Below are 17,246 nucleotides of genomic sequence, written 5' to 3'. Positions count from 1 at the left end.
CCATCCTGGTCCTGGCCGGGCGGTCCTGCCGGACCGCCCGGCCACCAGCTGCTCAGCGGCTGGCCGTGCCCCGGTAGGCACGGACCGACAGCGGGACGAAGACGGCCAGGATGATCACCACCCACAGCAGCGTGTAGAGCACCGGGTGCTGCAGTGACCAGGCGTCCGAGGTCGGAGCGCCCGGGACGGTGTTGCCGAACAGCTCGCGGGCCGACTGCACGACCGACGACACGGGGTTCCACTCGGCGAAGGTCCGCAGCACCGACGGGAACGTCTCGAGCGGCACGAAGGTGTTCGCGACGAACGTCAGCGGGAAGATCACGATGAAGCTGGCGTTGTTGACCACCTCCGGCGTACGCACCAGCAACCCGACCAGCGCCATCAGCCAGGAGATCGCGAACGCGAACAGCAGCAGGATCAGGAAGCCGCCGACCGCCTCGCCGACCGAGGTGTGGATGCGCCATCCCACGGCCAGCCCGGTGAGCGCCATGACCGCGATCGAGATGATGTTCAGCCCGGCATCGGCGATCGTGCGCCCGATGAGCACCGCCGACCGCGACATGGGCAGCGACCGGAACCGGTCGATCAGCCCCTTCTGCAGGTCCTCGGCGATGCTCGCACCGGTGACCGTCGATCCGAAGACCACCGTCTGCGCGAAGATGCCCGGCAGCAGGAACTCGGCATAGCTGATGTCACCGGGGACCTGGATGGAACCGCCGAACACATAGCGGAACAGCAGCACGAACATGATCGGCGACAGCGTCGCGAACACGATCAGGTCGGGGACGCGCTTGACCTTGATCAGGTTGCGCTTGGTGATGACGGCGCTGTCGGACAGCGTCGCGGCGAGGCTGCTCATCGGACACCTCCTGTCACGGCCGGCTCGGTCCGCGGGTCGTCGTCGGTGGCGGCTGCTTCCGCTGCGTGCCCGGTGAGCGCGAGGAAGACGTCGTCGAGGTCGGGGCGGCGCAGGCCCACGTCGAAGATCTCCGCGGTGTACCCGTCCAGCCGCTGCAGTGCCTCGGCCAGGATCTCCGCACCGCCGCTCACCGGGAGGGTGAGCCGGCGCGCCTGCTCGTCGACCTGCGGCTCGTCGACCGCCAGGCCGCGCAGCCGCGCCGCGATGTCGGGCAGCACCGCCGCCGTCGTCACCGTGAACTCCAGCCGCTGGCCGCCGACCTGGGCCTTCAGCTCGTCGGCCGTCCCGCGGGCGATGACCTGCCCGTGGTCGATGACCACCATCCGGTCGGCCAGCCGGTCGGCCTCCTCCAGGTACTGGGTGGTGAGCAGGATCGTCGTCCCGCCGTCGGCGAGATCGGCGATGAACTCCCACATGCCCAGCCGGCTGCGCGGGTCGAGGCCGGTGGTCGGCTCGTCGAGGAACAGCACCCGGGGCCGGGCGATCAGCGAGGCGGCGATGTCCAGCCGCCGCCGCATGCCGCCGGAGTAGGTCTTGGCCGGGCGGTCGGCGGCGCCGGCGAGGTCGAACCGCTCCAGCAGCTCGCCGGCCCTCGCCCGCGCTTGCCGGCGGCCCAGCCGGTACAGCCGGCCCACCATCTCCAGGTTCTCGACCCCGGTGAGGTACTCGTCGACCGCGGCGTACTGCCCGGTCAGCCCGATCGAGGCGCGCACCGCGTCGCCGTCGCGGACGACGTCGAGCCCCAGCACCTCCGCGCGGCCGGCGTCGGCCTTCAGCAGCGTGGTGAGGATGCGGACCACGGTGGTCTTCCCCGCCCCGTTGGGGCCGAGCAGCCCGAGCACGGACCCCTCGGCCGCCGTCAGGTCCACCCCGTCGAGCGCGGTGGTCCCGCCGTAGCGCTTGACCAACCCCTCGACAACGATCGCGTCGCTCATGCCCAGGACGCTAGGCCGGAGCACCGACGGTTTCCGACTGGTTTTCCCGACGGGCGGACCGGTCTCGGACGGAGCTGCAGAGTCATGTCAGACAGGACGGAGGGACCCGGCGGAATTCATCGGTCTACTCCTGCGTGACCGCGTAGCCCGCCCGCTGCAGCGCCGCGAGGACTTCCTCGGCGTGCTCGGGCCCCCGGGTCTCCAGGACGACGAAGACCTCGACCTCGCCGAGATGCAGGCGCGTCGCCGTCCGCTCGTGCCCGACCTCGAGCACGTTGGCCCCGGCGTCGGCGAGCGCGGTCAGGAGCGCGGCCAGCGAGCCGGGCCGGTCGGGGACGTGCAGCCGCAGGCGCAGGTAGCGCCCCGCGGCGGCCATGCCGTGCTGCACGACCTTGAGCAGCAGCACCGGGTCGATGTTGCCGCCGGAGACCACTGCGACCACCGGCGGCGGGAACGCGTCGGGGTCGGCCATCACCGCGGCGACGGCCGCGGCCCCGGCCGGCTCCACGACCAGCTTGACCCGCTCGAGGCAGAGCAGCAGGGCGCGCGAGAGGTCCTCCTCGCTGACCGTCCGCACCTCGTCGACCAGCGAGCGGACGTGCGCGAGCGTGAGCTCACCCGGCGCGCCGACGGCGATGCCGTCGGCCATCGTGGCCATCCCGTCCAGGGCCACCGGGCGCCCCGCGGCCAGCGACCCGGGGAACGCGGCGGCGCCCTCCGCCTGCACGGCCACGATCCGCACGTCCGGACGCCGCCCCCGCACCGCCGCGGCGATCCCGGAGACCAGCCCTCCACCGCCGGCGCCCACCACCACCGTGGCGACGTCGGGGCACTGCTCGAGCAGTTCCAGGCCGACGGTGCCCTGCCCGGCGATGACGTCCGGGTGGTCGAAGGGGTGGATGAACACCGCACCGGTCCGCTCGGCGTGCTCGAGGGCCGCGGTCATCGCCTCGGTCAGCGAGTGCCCGCACAGCCGGGTGTCGGCGCCGTAGCCGCGGGTGGCCTCGACCTTGGGCAGGGGCGCCGTCTCGGGCATGAACACCGTCGCGCGGATGCCGAGCATCCGGGCGGCCAGCGCCACCCCCTGCGCGTGGTTGCCGGCGCTGGCCGCGACGACGCCGCGCGCCCGCTCCTCGGGGGTCAGCCGGGCCAGCCGGGTGTACGCGCCGCGGATCTTGAACGAGCCGGTGCGCTGCAGATTCTCGCACTTGAGCCAGACCGGGCCGCCGACCCGCTCGGCCAGTGCGCGGGCGTGCTCCAGCGGGGTGCGCCGGACCACGCCGTCCAGCAGCGCGGCCGCGGCGGCGACGTCCGCCCCGGAGACCAGGGCAATCTCCGACGCCGTCATGCCGGCGATCATCCCAGCCCGGGGCACCGGACGCCGGGCGTGGGATGAGGCGCCGACGGGTGCCCGCAGCGGCACGGGCGTCGTACCGTGGCTGAGGTGACGGACCCCGGCAGCAGTGCCTCCGCTCCCCCCGCCCCCACGACCCTGGGCGAGCTCCGCGACAGCGGGGCCACCTTCCGGCCGGTCAAGGCCGAGATCCGCGCCAACCTGCTCGCCCGCCTCGGCGCCGGCGAGCCCACCCTGCCCGGCATCGTCGGCTTCGAGGACACCGTCGTGCCCGAGGTCGAGCGGGCCCTGATCGCCGGCCACGACCTGGTCCTTCTCGGCGAGCGCGGCCAGGGCAAGACCCGGCTGATCCGCACCCTCGTCGGCCTGCTCGACGAGTGGACCCCGGTGCTCCCGGGCAGCGAGCTCAACGAGCACCCGCTCAACCCGATCAGCGTGTGGGCGCACCGGCAGATCGCCGAGCACGGGGACGCCACCCCGGTCGGCTGGCTGCACCGCAGCGACCGGTTCGGGGAGAAGCTGGCCACCCCCGACACCTCCGTGGGCGACCTGATCGGCGACGTCGACCCGATCAAGGTGGCCGCGGGGCGCACCCTGGGCGACCCGGAGACGGTGCACTACGGCCTGGTGCCCCGCACCAACCGCGGCATCTTCAGCGTCAACGAGCTGCCCGACCTGGCCGAGCGGATCCAGGTGGCGCTGCTCAACGTGCTGGAGGAGCGCGACATCCAGATCCGCGGCTACCGGGTGCGGCTGCCGCTGGACCTGCTGCTGGTGGCCAGCGCCAACCCCGAGGACTACACCAACCGGGGCCGGATCATCACCCCGCTCAAGGACCGCTTCGGCGCCGAGGTGCGCACCCACTACCCGATCGAGCTGGCCGACGAGATCCGGCTGCTGCACCAGGAGGCGCACACCAGCTGGCTGGGCGCGCAGGGCGACGGCCACCTGGGTGCCCCGATCATCCCCGAGCACCTGGCCGAGATCGTCGCCCGCTTCGCCCGGCTGGTCCGCGAGTCCAACCACGTCGACCAGCGCTCCGGCGTCAGCGCCCGGTTCGCCATCGCCGGGCTGGAGACGATCGCCGCCTCCGCCGTCCGCCGGGCCGCCGTCGCCGGGGAGACCCGGCCGGTCGCCCGCGTCGTGGACCTGCCCAGCGTGGTCCCGGCCAGCCGGGGCAAGGTCGAGTTCGCCGACGCCGGCGCGGACCCGGACGACGAGCGGGAGCTGGAGATCCTCGAGCACCTGCTCCGCCAGGCGACCGCGCAGACCTTCCGCGCCCGCTGCGCCGGCCTGGACCTCACCGGGCTGCAGGAGCACTTCACCGGCGGGGAGACCGTCGAGTCCGGCGAGCTGGTGCCCGCCGCGGCGCTGCTGGGTCAGCTGGGCACGATCCCGAAGCTGGCCGAGCTGCTGGGCCGCCTCGGCGTACCGGAGGGCGAGCAGTCGGCCGAGCAGGCCGCCGCCGCGGTGGAGTTCGCCCTCGAGGGGCTCTACCTCACCCGCCGGCTGGCCAAGGACACCGACGGCGGCCGCACGGTGTACGGGGCCTGACGTGGTCCGCCGGCCCGGGAAGGGCTACCGGTACGGACGCTGGCGGGGCGGACCCGACCCGCTGGCGCCGCCCTACGACCTGGGCGACGCCGTCGACGAGATCGGCGATTCGGTGCTCGGCGGCAGCGGCGTGCGCGAGGCGCTGCGCGAGCTGCTGCGCCAGGGCATGGACGGCCGGCGCGGCCTCGACGAGCTGCGCCGATCGGTGCGCGATCGGCTGCGGCACGCGCGCACCGCCGGGCGGATGGACGGCACGCTGCAGGAGGTCCGCGAGCTGCTGGAGCAGGCCGTGGAGGCCGAGCGCCGGGAGCTGTTCCCCGACCCGGACGACGCAGCGAGGCTGGCCGAGGCAGAGCTCGACGCGCTGCCGGAGGACACCGCCGGCGCCGTCCGGGCGCTCAAGGACTACGACTGGCGCTCGGCCGAGGCCCGGCAGGCCTACGAGCAGATCCAGGACCTGCTGCGCCGCGAGGTGCTCGACAGCTCCTTCGCGTCGATGAAGCAGGCGCTGGAGAACGCCACCGAGGCCGACATGCAGGCGGTCAAGGACATGGTGGCCGACCTCTCGCAGCTCATCGACGCGCACAACCGCGGCGAGGACACCGACGAGCAGTTCGCCGAGTTCATGGACAAGCACGGCCAGTTCTTCCCGGACGACCCGCAGTCGATCGACGAGCTGATCGACTCCCTCGCCCGGCGGGCCGCCGCCCAGGAGCGGATGATGGCCGGCCTCTCCCCCGAGCAGCGAGCCGAGCTGGCCGACCTCATGACCCAGGCCATGGCCGACATGGGCCTGGCCAGCGAGATGGCGCACCTGCAGGACGCACTCCGCCAGGCCCGCCCCGACCTGCCGTGGGGGCAGCGCGGGCAGGTGCCCGACGGCGAGCGGGCCCTCGGCCTGGGCGACGCGACCAGCGCCGTCGCCGAGCTCGCCGAGCTCGAGGCGCTGTCCAACCAGCTCTCCCAGGGCTACGCCGGGGCGTCGCTGGCCGACGTCGACGAGGAGCTGCTCGAGCGGGCACTGGGCCGGCCGGCCGTCGACGACCTCGCCGCGCTGCGCCAGCTGGAGCGGGAGCTGGAGCGGCAGGGCTACCTCAACCGCTCCGACGGCCGGCTGGAGCTCTCCCCCAAGGCGGTCCGCCGGCTCGGGGCGACCGCGCTGCGGCGGGTGTTCGCGCAGCTCGACGCCACCGGCCGGGGCGACCACGACATGACCGACGCGGGCGCGGCGGGCGAGCTGACCGGCGGGTCGCGGGAGTGGCGGTTCGGCGACGAGCAGCCGCTGGACGTCATCCGCACGGTGAAGAACGCCGTGCTGCGCACCGCGCACGAGCCCCGGGGGGACGGCGACCGGCGGGTGCGGATCGCCGTCGACGACTTCGAGGTCGTGGAGACCGAGCGGCGCAGCGGCGCCGCGGTCGCGCTGCTGGTCGACCTCTCCTACTCGATGGCGCTGCGCGGCACCTGGGGCGCGGCCAAGTCGACGGCGATGGCCCTGCACTCGCTGGTGACCACCCGCTTCCCGCAGGACGCGATCCAGATCATCGGGTTCTCCTCCGTCGCCCAGGTGCTGCGGCCGCAGACCCTCGCCGAGCTGTCGGTGGACACCCTGCAGGGCACCAACCTGCAGCACGGGCTGATCCTCGCCCGGCGGTTCCTCGCCCGGCACCGGGACGCCGAACCGGTGGTCCTGGTGGTCACCGACGGCGAGCCCACCGCCCACCTGGAGGACGACGGCACGCCGTTCTTCTGCTGGCCGCCGATGCCCGAGACGATCGCCCGCACGGTCGCCGAGGTGGAGCGGGTGGCCCGGTCGGGGGCGACGATGAACGTCTTCGCCCTGGACCCGGAGCCGGGGCTGGTGCGCTTCGTGCACGACATCACCCAGCGGGCCGGCGGCCGGGTCTTCACCCCCGACAGCGAGCGGCTCGGTGAGTACGTGGTGGCCGACTACCTCCGCACACGGAGAGGACGGCGCGCCCGCTGACGCAGACCGGTCCCGTGCCCTCCACCGTCACCGTCGAACGGGTCCCCGTCGAGCTCACCCTGCCGCTGCGCAGCGCCGTGCTGCGCGACGGCGGCCCGGCCGGCATGCCGGGGGACGACGACCCGGCGACGGTGCACCTGGCCGCCCGCACCGCGGACGGGCGGATCGCCTGCGTCGCCCGGCTCTCACCCGCGCCCTGCCCGTGGCGGCCGGAGGCCCGCGCCCCCTGGCAGCTGCGCGGGATGGCCACCGATCCGGCGGTGCGCGGCAGCGGTGCGGGCCGGGCGCTGGTGCGCGACGGGCTGGCGCGGGTCGCCGCCCGCGGCGGGGACCTGGTGTGGTGCGACGCCCGGGAGACCGCCGTCGGCTTCTACGAGCGGATGGGCTTCACCGTGGTCGCCGGCCCGTACGACAAGCCGGGGATCGGCCGGCACCGGGGGATGGTCACCGATCTGGGCGGGCGCTGAGTGCGACCGTCGCGGTCAGCGACGTGCCGGGTGGGCGCCGCTCGAGCTGATCCCGGGGATCTCCCCGGCGCGGAAGGCGTCGACGAAGAGCCGGTGGTCCTCCTGCGTGCGGCGGGCGTAGCCGTGCGCGAAGTCGACCAGATCGGCGACGAACTCCTCCCGCCGGCCGCCGATCATCGCCGTGATCGCCTCCTCGGTCTGGAAGGGCACCAGGGTGTGGTCGCTGTCGGCGTCCCCGACGCAGTGCACCTTCGCCGTCGCCCGGCCCAGCTGGACCAGCACCGGACCGATCTCCTCGGGCTCGGTCAGGTCCTCCCAGTCCAGGTCCAGCTCGTAGGGCGAGAGTTCCTGCACCACGAAGCCCACCCCGTCGATCTCGGTGTAGCCGAGGAACGGGGAGGCGTTGGCCTGCAGGGCGCGCTGGGACATCGCCGTCCGGTGCCCCTCGTGCTCGAAGAAGCCCCGGATCGCCGGATCTCGCACGATCCGGCTGGGCGCCGGGACGTTGCCCTGCTTGAGCGAGAGGATGACGTCGTTCTCCAGCGCCTGGTCGTAGCCCTCGAGCAGCACGTTGTAGGCGGGCAACCCGGCACTGCCGATCCCGAAGCCTCCGGTGCCGACGACATCCTTGACGTCGTAGGCCACGTCGCGGCGCCGGCGCGGGGGGAAGACGGTCTCGCGGTAGCGCTCCAGTGCGGCCAGCACCCGCTCCCGCTCGTCCTCGGGGAGCCGCCGGTTGCGCGGGAGGTCGGCGAAGCGCCGCCGGTAGTCCTCGACGACGGTCAGCCGGTCCAGCAGCATCCCGCGGGTGCGCATGCTGGTCTCCAGGATCACCTCACGCACCGCGCCCTCGGTGTTCTCCCGGACCAGCGCGAACGAGCGGTCGTCCTCGAGCCGGGTGAACGCCGTGACCTGGTCGAGGTAGGCATCGAGGTAGCGGCGGAGCAGGACGGCGATGACGTCGTCGCCGAACGCCTTGCGCCAGGCGAGCAGGGCGAAACTGGCTACGAAGCGCCGCAGATCCCAGCTGACGTGCCCGAGGTAGGCCTCGTCGAAGTCGTTGACGTCGAAGACGATGCGGCCGGCCCCGTCCATGTAGGTGCCGAAGTTCTCCGCGTGCAGGTCCCCCTGGATCCACACCCGGCTGGTGCGCTCGTCGCACCAGCGGTCCTCCAGCTGGGCCATGTCGGCGTAGAACAGGCAGGCGCTCCCGCGGTAGAACGCGAACGGGTCGGCGGCCATCTTGCGGAACTTGGTGCGGAACGCGTCCGCGTCTGCGGCCATGAGGTCGGCGAACGCCTCGACCAGTACGTCGATGATGACCTGCGCCCGTTCGCGGTCCGCCGGTCCGCCGGTGACCCGTGCGGGGGAATCGCCCACAGGGGCACCGTAGGGGGCGGTTAACCTGCGGGACAGAGGCGAGCGGAACGGGACGAGGGCGGCGGTGACTCGAGCGAGCAGGGCACGGCGGCTGGCCACGGGGGCCGCCTACGGCGGCGGGAGCGTCGGCCTCGCCGGCGTGGCCATGGTGGCGCTGTTGCGGGAGCAGGCGCGGGCGGCGCGGCGCAAGGTCGAGGCCCGGACGGCGAAGGCCGACCCGCCCACGGGCAACGGCCTCTACGGCCGCCGCCGTGGCAAGCCGCTGGTGCTCGCCGTGCTCGGCGACTCCAGCGCCGTCGGCCTGGGGGTGGAGCGGGCCGCGGAGACCCCCGGCGTGCTGCTCGCCGCCGCCCTGGCCGAGCTGGCCGAGCGCCCGGTGCGACTGGTCCGGCTCGCGGTCTCCGGCGCGGAGTCCCGGGAGCTCGACGAGCAGGTCGATCGGGCCCTGGACGAGCACCCCGACGTCGCGGTGATCATGATCGGCGCCAACGACGTCACCACCCGCACCCGACCCTCGACGTCGGTGCGCCACCTCCGGGAGGCCGTCGGCCGGCTCACCGGGGCCGGCGCGCAGGTCGTCGTCGGCACCTGCCCCGACCTGGGCACGATCCGGCCGATCGGCCAGCCGCTGCGGCTGCTCGCCCGGCGCTGGAGCCGGCAGATGGCCGCCGCCCAGACGATCGCCGTCGTCGAGGCCGGCGGGCGCACCGTCTCCCTCGGCTCGGTCCTCGGGCCCACGTTCGCCCAGGACCGCGGCCTGTTCAGCATCGACGAGTTCCACCCCAGCGCGGCCGGGTACGCCGCCGCGGCCGCCGTGCTGCTGCCGTCGGTCGCCGACGCCCTCGGCGTGTGGCCCGCCGTCGCCGACCGTGGCCTGCGCACCCTCCGCCGGGACACGGTGCGTCCGGTCGCCCAGGCTGCTGTCCGCGCCGCCGGCCGGACCGGCACCGAGGTGCAGGCCACCGAGGTCCGCGGCTCCGACACCGGGCCGCGCGGCCCCTGGGCGCGGCTGCGCCGGCGCCGCCCGCCGGACCTGCCCACGCCGGACCAGGCGGAGCGGGCCGAGCAGACCACCGTCGGCTGACAGCCCCGGGAGCATCGCAGCGAGGAACGAGCGAGGAGCGGACCGGGGCGCGCAGGCCGACCCATGTCACCGTCGGCTGCCGGCCGTTCCCGAGCGGGTCACCGCGTTCGTTACCGAAGAGTAGGTTCGGGGTCGACCGAGAACCTCATCGTGGAGGACCCATGCCCGAAGCCGTCATCGTCGCGACCGCCCGCTCGCCCATCGGCCGCGCGTTCAAGGGCTCGCTCAAGGACCTGCGCCCCGACGACCTGACCGCCACCATCGTCCGGGCGGCGCTGGACAAGGTGCCCGCGCTCGACCCGGCCGACATCGACGACCTGATCCTCGGCTGTGGCCTGCCCGGGGGCGAGCAGGGCCACAACATGGGCCGTGTGGTCAGCGTGCTGCTCGGCATGGACCACCTGCCGGGCACCACGATCACCCGCTACTGCTCCTCCTCGCTGCAGACCACCCGCATGGCGATGCACGCGATCAAGGCCGGCGAGGGTGACGTCTTCATCTCCGCCGGCGTGGAGATGGTGTCCCGGTTCGCCAAGGGCAGCAGCGACTCCCTGCCCGACACCCAGAACCCGGCGTTCGCCGACGCGCAGGCCCGGGTGGCCAAGACCGCGGAGAGCGGCGCGGACTCCTGGACCGACCCGCGCGAGAGCGGCGAGCTCCCCGACATCTACGTCGCGATGGGCCAGACGGCGGAGAACCTGGCGCTGCTCAAGGACGTCTCCCGGCAGGAGATGGACGAGTTCGCCGTCCGCAGCCAGAACCTCGCCGAGCAGGCCATCGCCGACGGTTTCTGGGCGCGGGAGATCACCCCGGTCACCACGCCGGACGGCACCGTCGTCAGCACGGACGACGGCCCGCGGCCGGGGACCACGCTGGAGGGCATCTCCGGGCTCAAGCCGGTCTTCCGCCCCGACGGCCGGGTCACCGCCGGCAACGCCTGCCCGCTCAACGACGGCGCGGCCGCCGTGGTCGTGATGAGCGACACCAAGGCCCGCCACCTGGGGTTGACCCCGCTGGCGCGGATCGTGTCCACGGCCGTCACCGGCCTGTCCCCGGAGATCATGGGCTACGGCCCGGTCGACGCCTCGCGGCTGGCGCTGCAGCGGGCGGGGATGACGATGGACGACATCGACCTGGTCGAGATCAACGAGGCCTTCGCCGCGCAGGTCATCCCGAGCTACCGCGACCTGGACATCGACATCGACAAGCTGAACGTGCACGGCGGCGCGATCGCCGTCGGCCACCCGTTCGGCATGACCGGCGCCCGCATCACCGGCACGCTGATCAACGGCCTGCAGACGAGGGACAAGACCTTCGGCCTGGAGACCATGTGCGTCGGCGGCGGCATGGGCATGGCGATGATCCTGGAGCGCCTCTCCTAGGTCTGGAGGCTCCCCGGTCCTTGAAACCACAGTGGCCCGGCCCCCTCGCGGGGACCGGGCCACTGTCGTCTGATGGCCCCGCTGCAGGGGCCCGCGCCGAGCGCGCGAGGCGTGGGGGGCAGCGGGGCCCTCTCTCAGTCGTTCTGCAGGTAGGACAGCAGACGCAGGATCTCCAGGTACAGCCAGACGACCGTGACGAGCAGGCCGAAGGCGACGTACCAGGCGAACTTCGCCGGGGCGCCGCGGCGGATCGCCTCGTCGGCCATGTCGAAGTCCAGCAGCAGCGTGAAGGCCGCGACACCGATGACGACGACGCTGAACAGGATGGCGAGCGGGCCACCGTCACGCAGGCCCAGCCCACCCGGGGTGAAGAAGCTCGCGATCAGGTTGACCAGCACCAGCGCCAGGACGCCGAACATCGCGCCGACGATCCAGCGGGTCAGCTTCGGGGTGACCCGGATGGCGCCGGTCTTGTAGACCACCAGCATGCCGAAGAACACACCGAACGTGCCGATCAGCGCCTGGATGACGATGCCGGGGTAGAGATCGTTGAACGCCTCGCTGATGGCGCCGAGCGCGACACCGTAGAGCGCGCCGTAGGCCAGGGTGGCCACCGGGTTGGCGATCTGCTTGAACGCGATCACCAGGCCCAGCACGAAGGCCACGAGGACGGCGGGCAGCGCCAGACCCCAGGCGGCCTGTCCGGGCATCGCCCAGACCGCGGCTGCCGCCAGGACGGTCACCAGGAACGAGAGCCCGGTCTTCTGGACGACGTCGTCCATCGTCATGTAGCGCGTCGTCGGCGGCGCGTACGGCTGCTGCGCGTACGGCGCCGGCGCGGGAGCGCCGTACTGCGGGGCCCCGTACTGGGGTGCGCCGTACTGCTGCTGCGGCCCACCCCACTGGGTGTACTGCTGGCCGTTGCCGGCGTTCGCGTTGGCGAATCCCCGGCCGAAGACCGGGTTGTGGCTGGGCATCGTCATCTCCTCGAGGTGACAGGCGGTTCGTGGGGGCTACGGTCCTAGACCCCACTCGTACTGGTCAACGCCCTGGGCGCTCGTTACGTTCCTGACCCCGCCCGGGGCACCCGGACGGGGGCATGGCCCGGTGGGGTGGGGTGCTGACCGTTGCACTGACCAGCAGCGCAGCGCTCCTCGGGGGGGAGTACTTGCACGCCAACGGCGGAGTTCCTACACAGCCGCGGGGCACCGGGGCCGGCGCTGCCGTACGGCGGCCTCGGCGCGGCCCGGCGCAGGAGGTCAGAGCGGCGAGGGGACGAACAACCCCAGCCGCAGGGCCCGCGCGGCGGCCGTGGTGCGCGACGGTGCGCCGAGCTTCGCCCGCACGTGATCCAGATGCACCGCGACGGTGCGGACGCTGATGCCCAGGCCTTCGGCGATCTGCTCGTTCGTCGCCCCGGTCACCAGCAGCCCGAGCACCTGCAGCTCGCGCCGGCTGAGCCCGTGCAGGTTCCCGGCCGGGCTGACCAGGACGACCGCCGCGGCGAACAGCTGCAGGTCCGGCGGGGCGGCCAGCACGGTGATCCGGGCGTGGGTGCCCGCGTCGTCTCCGTCCTCCCCGCCGGGCAACGGGGCCAGGAACGAGGCGTACGTGCTGCCCTCGGCCAGCTGTACGACGGCCGCCGCCAGCACGCCGGACCCGCGTGCGAGCAGCCGGTGATCGGGTCGGCCGGGCAGGGGCTGCACCATTCCCGACAGGGTGAGCACGACCCCCGCGGTGGCCGCGTGCACCATCTCGGCGATGGTTGCCAGCGAGCGCCACGGGTCCACCGCCACCGCCACCTGCTCGGCCAGCAGCTCGGCCAGGTTGCAGGCGTCCGCGCCGGTCGGGGTGGCGCGCTCGGTGGTCACCCCGAGCAGGCCCAGGTACCGGTGGTCCGGGGTGAACAGCGCCACACCCACAGCTCCCCGGAAGCCGGCCGGGAGCAGGTACTCGGCCCACACGGGGATCTCCGCCTGGGGCACGGGAGTGTCCACGTGCTGCACCGGGTGCCGGGTCCGCCGCTGGCCGCCCAGTTCGAGGTCGTGCAGAAACTCCGGGCTGTCGAGGTATCCGTCGGTGCGGTCGTCATAGCCGTGCCTGATCAGCGGCACGTGCGCGCTCCCGCCCGGGGGCAGCAGGGCGATGAAGCCGGCCTCGAACGGGATCACCCGCTGCACCTGGGCGAGCAGGGCCCCGGCCCGCTCCGCCAGCGTGCCCGGCGCTGCGCCGATGCCGGTGACCTCGGTGAGGATCTCGGCGGCGTTCACCGGCAGCCCGCGTGCACCCACGTCTGAGGGCATCGACACTCCCGACATCACCGCCGGCCCACCCGGATCCTCCCCCCGGCATGCCCCGTGCGGGTGGACCGCCGCCATCCGGCATCGGCTGAGGCCGCCATCGTCCCCCCGCGACCGCGCCACGACCAGCCCCCGCTCACCGGGCCGGCAACCCCCCGGCCACCCCCATACACGTTGCGCGGATAGGTAGAAGTACCTATGGACGGGGCTTGGTGGCACCGCCCGCGGGTAGGGACCGGGGTGGGGAAGGCGAGGGCTCGCCCCGTCGCAGGATGGTCGAACAGCCGGCAGGTGGAGGGGCCGAGTCCAGCTGCTCCTCTCCTCGCTCCGGGCTGGGCACGGTCCGGAGCGGCGGAGCAGAGCACCGAGCCGCGGCCCTCGCCGTGCCCGGTCGGGTCAGGCCGCGGTGACAGTCCGCCGCGGCAGGAAGAGCCCCTCGCGGAGCGCACGGATGACGAGCCCGGTCCGCGACGGGGCGTCCAGCAGGTCCATGCTGCGATGCACGCAGTCGGCGACCTCCTTCGTGGTGGTGCCCAGGGCCTGCGCGATGCGCTCGTCCGGCCAGTCCTCCAGGACGAGGCCCAGGACCTGCAGTTCCCGGTGGGACATGCCGCGCAGATCCGGCGGCGGGGAGACCAGGACGACGCCTCGCAGGTGGTCGGGGCCCTCGTCGCAGTCGAGCACGCTGACCTTCAGCAGCGCCCCGGCGTCGCTGTCGCTGCCCGGTGCGGGATGCAAGAAGACGGCGTAGGCGTCGCCGGCGTCCAGGCGCTCGGCCGCCTCGGCCAGAGCGAGAGAGCCGGGGGCGAGCACCCGGTGAGTCGGCAGCCCGGGCAGCGGTCCCACGTTCCCGCCGCGGGTGAGCACGGCGCCCGCGGCGGCGTCACGCACCAGCCCGGCGGCGGCGCGGATCGTGCGCATCCGGTCGATCGCGTGCGCCATCAGCCCGGTGACCGCACCGAGCAGGTCCCGGTCGACGACCGTGGGCCGGGAGGCGGACTCGGTCAGCGCGGTCAGATGGCCGACGTGCCGGCCGTCGCGCGTGAACAGCCCGACGCCCACCGAGCCGCCGAAGCCGGCCGGCCACAGGTACTCCTGCCAGGCGAGCGTCTCCGCGGCCGGCACCGCCAGGTCTGCGAGCAGCAGCGGCGGGGTGGGCCGGTTCAACCCGAGCCGGTCCATCTCGGCGTCGCCCTCCCGGCTCTCGTAGTAGGCGTGCAGCGCTGCGACCTCTCCGGTGGCAGCGAGAGCGAACCGGCCCTGCCGCTCCGGGTCCCGTACCGAGATCGACGCGGCTTCGCAGGGCACCACCCGCCGGAGCAGCTCCAGCATCTGCTCGGCCCGCTCGGCGACCGAGGCGGGCTCCGCGGCAATCCTCGCGATCGCCGCGGCCGTCTCCGACGCGGCTGCGATCACCTCGGCCACGGCAGCGCCTTCCTCGAGACCGCCGAAACCCACCAGGTCCCAGCCGACATCCGCGAGCTCGGCATCGAGTAAAGGCCGCGCAGCCCGGCCTGGCTAGACGGACGGCGCAGCGTGCAGTGCGGTTCACGCTGAATGCGAAGCGTGCGGCGCGAGCGGGTGTCATCGTCCCGGGGTCGAGCCCAGACGTGCGCGGGTCGCCGGCCGTGCCCTGCTCGATCGTGAGGAGGAGCAGGAGGGGGGACAACGCGAGGAGGCCGGAGTAGGCGATGAGTGCCGCGAGGAAGTGGCCGTCGTCACCGAACTTGTAGACGACGGCGAGTGGGAAGCCCACACCCGGATGTCGACGCTGGAACCGGTCCACCCGCTCGGTCCCCGTCCTCCCGCACCTCGCTGGCCGGAGGCGTGGGGACATCCCCCGTGTCGGGGCACTCAAGCTGTGGGCTCAGGGCACCTTCGCGGCCAGCACGTCGGCGGGCAGGATCTCCGGAGCACCGGTCAGGAGACGCTCGGCGTTCTCCAGCAGCGCCTTGGCGATCTGGCCGTCGAGGTGGGCCTGCCGCTCGGCCTCACCCGGGAAGGCGTCGACGATCCAGAACGTCGAGTCGTCCGTCCGCAGGGCGAACCAGGCCGTGGTCCCCGCCTCGGCGTTGGCCAGGTCGACGGCCCCCGCCAGGAACCGCGCCACCTCGTCACGGGTCTCCGGCCTCGCCGTCATCCGCACGACCAGAGCCTTCGTCACGGGACTGCTCATGCCGCGTCCTTCCGCGCAGCTGCGGCCGGGGCTGAGCCGGCCTCCACGCTAGGCCGCGGGCCCGGCCGCGGCATCGGCAGAGCGGCCGACGTCATGCGCCGGCCTGCCGGCGCGGGAGGAAGAGGCCGTCCGGGCCTTTCGCATGCCCGGAAACGGCCCGGCGTGCCGGCCGGCGCATCGGCTGCCGGAATGGCAGCGCCACCGACCGGGAGCAACGGTCAGCATTCCGAGTGCCCCCGGTGGGATTCGAACCCACACTCGGACCCTTTTAAGGGGCCTGCCTCTGCCGGTTGGGCTACGGGGGCCCGCTGCGCACGCTAGCCCCGCCGCCCGCCCCCATCGGCACGGGTTCAGCCCGCCCGGCTGTCCGGGGTGGCCTGCGGCGGCAGCTGCCGGGGGGTGGCGGCGGCGACGAACTCCCGCCGCGGGTCCTGCAGCTGCCCCAGCGCGATGACCTCCCGGCGGAACACCGAGGCCATCGTCCAGTCGGCGATCACCCTCGCCTTGCGGTTGAACGTCGGAACCCGGCTGACGTGGTAGGTCCGGTGCATGAACCACGCCGGCCAACCCTTGAGCTTCACGCCGTAGACCTGGGCCACGCCCTTGTGCAGCCCGAGGCTGGCCACCGACCCGGCGTACTCGTGCCGGTAGGGCACCGGCTGCTCGCCGCGGAGGGTCAGCAGGATGTTGTCGGCCAGCCGCCGGGCCTGGCGGACGGCGTGCTGCGCGTTGGGCGCGGTGGTGGCCCCGGGCTTGGTGACGTCCGGGACGGCGGCCAGGTCGCCCGCCGACCACGCGTCCGGCAGCCCCTGCACCTGCAGGGTCGGCTCGCAGAGGACCCGGCCGCGCTCGTCCACCGGCAGGTCGGTCTGCTGCAGCAGCGGGTTGGGCTTGGTCCCGGCGGTCCACACCAGGGTGTCGCTGGGGAACTCCTCACCGTCGGACAGCCGCACCATGCCGAGGTCCGACACCGACTCCAGCCGGGTGTTGAGCCGGACGTCCATGCCCCGCTCGATCAGCTGGCGGACCGTCCAGGCCGCCATGTCGAGGTCGACCTCCGGCAGGATCCGGCCGGTCGCCTCCACCAGCACCCACCGCATGTCGGTCGGGGACAGCCGCGGGTAGTAGTGCTCGACGGCGTAGTGGGCCATGTCCTCCAGCTCGGCGAAGGCCTCGACGCCGGCGTAGCCACCGCCCACGAAGGTGAACGTCAGCGCGCGGCGCCGGACGGCGGGGTCGTCGGTGGAGCTGGCCGCGTCGAGCCGCCCCAGCACGTGGTTGCGCAGGTAGATGGCCTCGCCGACGGTCTTGAAGCCGATGCCGTGCTCCGCCAGGCCGGGGATGGGCAGCGTGCGCGCCACCGAGCCGGCCGCCATGACCAGGATGTCGTAGGAGATCTGGAACGGCTTGCCCTCGATCGGGGCGATGAACGCGCGCCGCTCGGCGTGCCGGACGGCGGTGACCGCGCCCGTGATGACCCGGCAGTGCCGCAGCACGGGACGCAGCGGCACCACGACGTGTCTGGGCTCCACCGAGCCGGCGGCCGCCTCGGGAAGGAACGGCTGGTAGGTCATGTGCGGCTGCGGATCGACGACCACGATCTCCGCCTGCCCGCGGGACAGCTTCTTCTGCAGCCGCAGGGCGGTGTAGAGGCCGACGTAGCCGCCGCCCACGATCAGGATCACGGGACGCTGCTGCATGGCCTGAG

Annotated in this window: 14 protein-coding genes and 1 tRNA gene; 5 read left to right on the top strand and 10 right to left on the bottom strand. The window is 73.6% G+C overall.

The window, feature by feature from the left end; all coding sequences use genetic code 11:
* Positions 1–52 precede the first annotated feature (52 nt).
* From BMZ50_RS13705 to ilvA, 3 genes are all read right to left on the bottom strand, one after another.
* Entirely contained in the window at positions 53–859 is an 807-nt protein-coding gene (locus tag BMZ50_RS13705; RefSeq protein ID WP_091325514.1) for an ABC transporter permease, read from the bottom strand.
* Positions 856–1,854, bottom strand: a complete 999-nt coding sequence (locus BMZ50_RS13700) for an ATP-binding cassette domain-containing protein (RefSeq protein WP_091325511.1) — start codon at positions 1,852–1,854, stop codon at positions 856–858. Before BMZ50_RS13700 ends, BMZ50_RS13705 begins: the two co-directional genes overlap by 4 nt.
* A 124-nt stretch (positions 1,855–1,978) precedes the next feature.
* On the bottom strand, positions 1,979–3,202 hold the full coding sequence (gene ilvA / locus BMZ50_RS13695) for a threonine ammonia-lyase (protein ID WP_245753646.1): 1,224 nt from the start codon (positions 3,200–3,202) through the stop codon (positions 1,979–1,981).
* Positions 3,203–3,298: 96 nt separating this feature from the next.
* Between ilvA and BMZ50_RS13690 the strand changes: the two genes are divergently transcribed.
* Genes BMZ50_RS13690 through BMZ50_RS13680 form a run of 3 tightly spaced genes read left to right on the top strand, consistent with a single transcriptional unit; the run spans position 3,299 to position 7,216 of the window.
* Positions 3,299–4,762 (top strand): sigma 54-interacting transcriptional regulator, encoded by a 1,464-nt coding sequence (locus BMZ50_RS13690; RefSeq protein WP_245753645.1) that lies wholly within the window; start codon positions 3,299–3,301, stop codon positions 4,760–4,762.
* A gap of 1 nt (position 4,763) precedes the next feature.
* Positions 4,764–6,749 carry a VWA domain-containing protein gene (locus BMZ50_RS13685; protein WP_091325504.1) on the top strand — a complete coding sequence of 662 codons (1,986 nt, stop codon included), beginning with the start codon at positions 4,764–4,766 and terminating at the stop codon, positions 6,747–6,749.
* A 14-nt stretch (positions 6,750–6,763) separates the two neighbouring features.
* Positions 6,764–7,216, top strand: a complete 453-nt coding sequence (locus tag BMZ50_RS13680; RefSeq protein ID WP_245753644.1) for a GNAT family N-acetyltransferase — start codon at positions 6,764–6,766, stop codon at positions 7,214–7,216.
* A gap of 15 nt (positions 7,217–7,231) precedes the next feature.
* On the opposite strand, the gene BMZ50_RS13675 is transcribed toward BMZ50_RS13680, so the two are convergent.
* On the bottom strand, positions 7,232–8,596 hold the full coding sequence (locus BMZ50_RS13675; RefSeq protein ID WP_245753643.1) for a DUF2252 domain-containing protein: 1,365 nt from the start codon (positions 8,594–8,596) through the stop codon (positions 7,232–7,234).
* Between the two features lie 64 nt (positions 8,597–8,660).
* Here BMZ50_RS13675 and BMZ50_RS13670 point away from each other — a divergent pair, with 64 nt between their 5' ends.
* The gene (locus BMZ50_RS13670; protein ID WP_091325502.1) at positions 8,661–9,680 is read left to right on the top strand and encodes an SGNH/GDSL hydrolase family protein; all 1,020 of its coding nucleotides are present in this window, start codon (positions 8,661–8,663) and stop codon (positions 9,678–9,680) included.
* Positions 9,681–9,841: 161 nt separating this feature from the next.
* Positions 9,842–11,062: an acetyl-CoA C-acetyltransferase gene (locus BMZ50_RS13665; protein ID WP_091325500.1), complete on the top strand. Its 1,221-nt coding sequence runs from the start codon at positions 9,842–9,844 to the stop codon at positions 11,060–11,062.
* A 134-nt stretch (positions 11,063–11,196) separates the two neighbouring features.
* On the opposite strand, the gene BMZ50_RS13660 is transcribed toward BMZ50_RS13665, so the two are convergent.
* From BMZ50_RS13660 to BMZ50_RS13630, 6 genes are all read right to left on the bottom strand, one after another.
* Positions 11,197–12,039, bottom strand: coding sequence for a Bax inhibitor-1/YccA family membrane protein (locus BMZ50_RS13660; RefSeq protein ID WP_091325498.1), 843 nt, complete (start codon positions 12,037–12,039; stop codon positions 11,197–11,199).
* Between the two features lie 282 nt (positions 12,040–12,321).
* A complete protein-coding gene (locus BMZ50_RS13655; RefSeq protein ID WP_143087175.1) occupies positions 12,322–13,365 on the bottom strand; it encodes a helix-turn-helix transcriptional regulator in 1,044 nt (347 codons plus the stop codon).
* Positions 13,366–13,758: 393 nt separating this feature from the next.
* Positions 13,759–14,787: a helix-turn-helix transcriptional regulator gene (locus BMZ50_RS13650; protein WP_091325496.1), complete on the bottom strand. Its 1,029-nt coding sequence runs from the start codon at positions 14,785–14,787 to the stop codon at positions 13,759–13,761.
* 442 nt (positions 14,788–15,229) lie between these two features.
* The gene (locus BMZ50_RS13640; protein ID WP_091325495.1) at positions 15,230–15,538 is read right to left on the bottom strand and encodes a putative quinol monooxygenase; all 309 of its coding nucleotides are present in this window, start codon (positions 15,536–15,538) and stop codon (positions 15,230–15,232) included.
* 231 nt (positions 15,539–15,769) lie between these two features.
* A tRNA-Leu gene (locus BMZ50_RS13635) sits at positions 15,770–15,843 on the bottom strand.
* Between the two features lie 45 nt (positions 15,844–15,888).
* Positions 15,889–17,238 carry an NAD(P)/FAD-dependent oxidoreductase gene (locus BMZ50_RS13630; protein ID WP_091325493.1) on the bottom strand — a complete coding sequence of 450 codons (1,350 nt, stop codon included), beginning with the start codon at positions 17,236–17,238 and terminating at the stop codon, positions 15,889–15,891.
* Between the last annotated feature and the right edge of the window lie 8 nt (positions 17,239–17,246).

The organism is Geodermatophilus ruber (assembly GCF_900114385.1).
Lineage (GTDB): Bacteria > Actinomycetota > Actinomycetes > Mycobacteriales > Geodermatophilaceae > Geodermatophilus > Geodermatophilus ruber.
The sequence above is the reverse complement of the archived record's forward strand: the minus strand, read 5'-3'. Positions and strand labels throughout refer to the sequence as shown.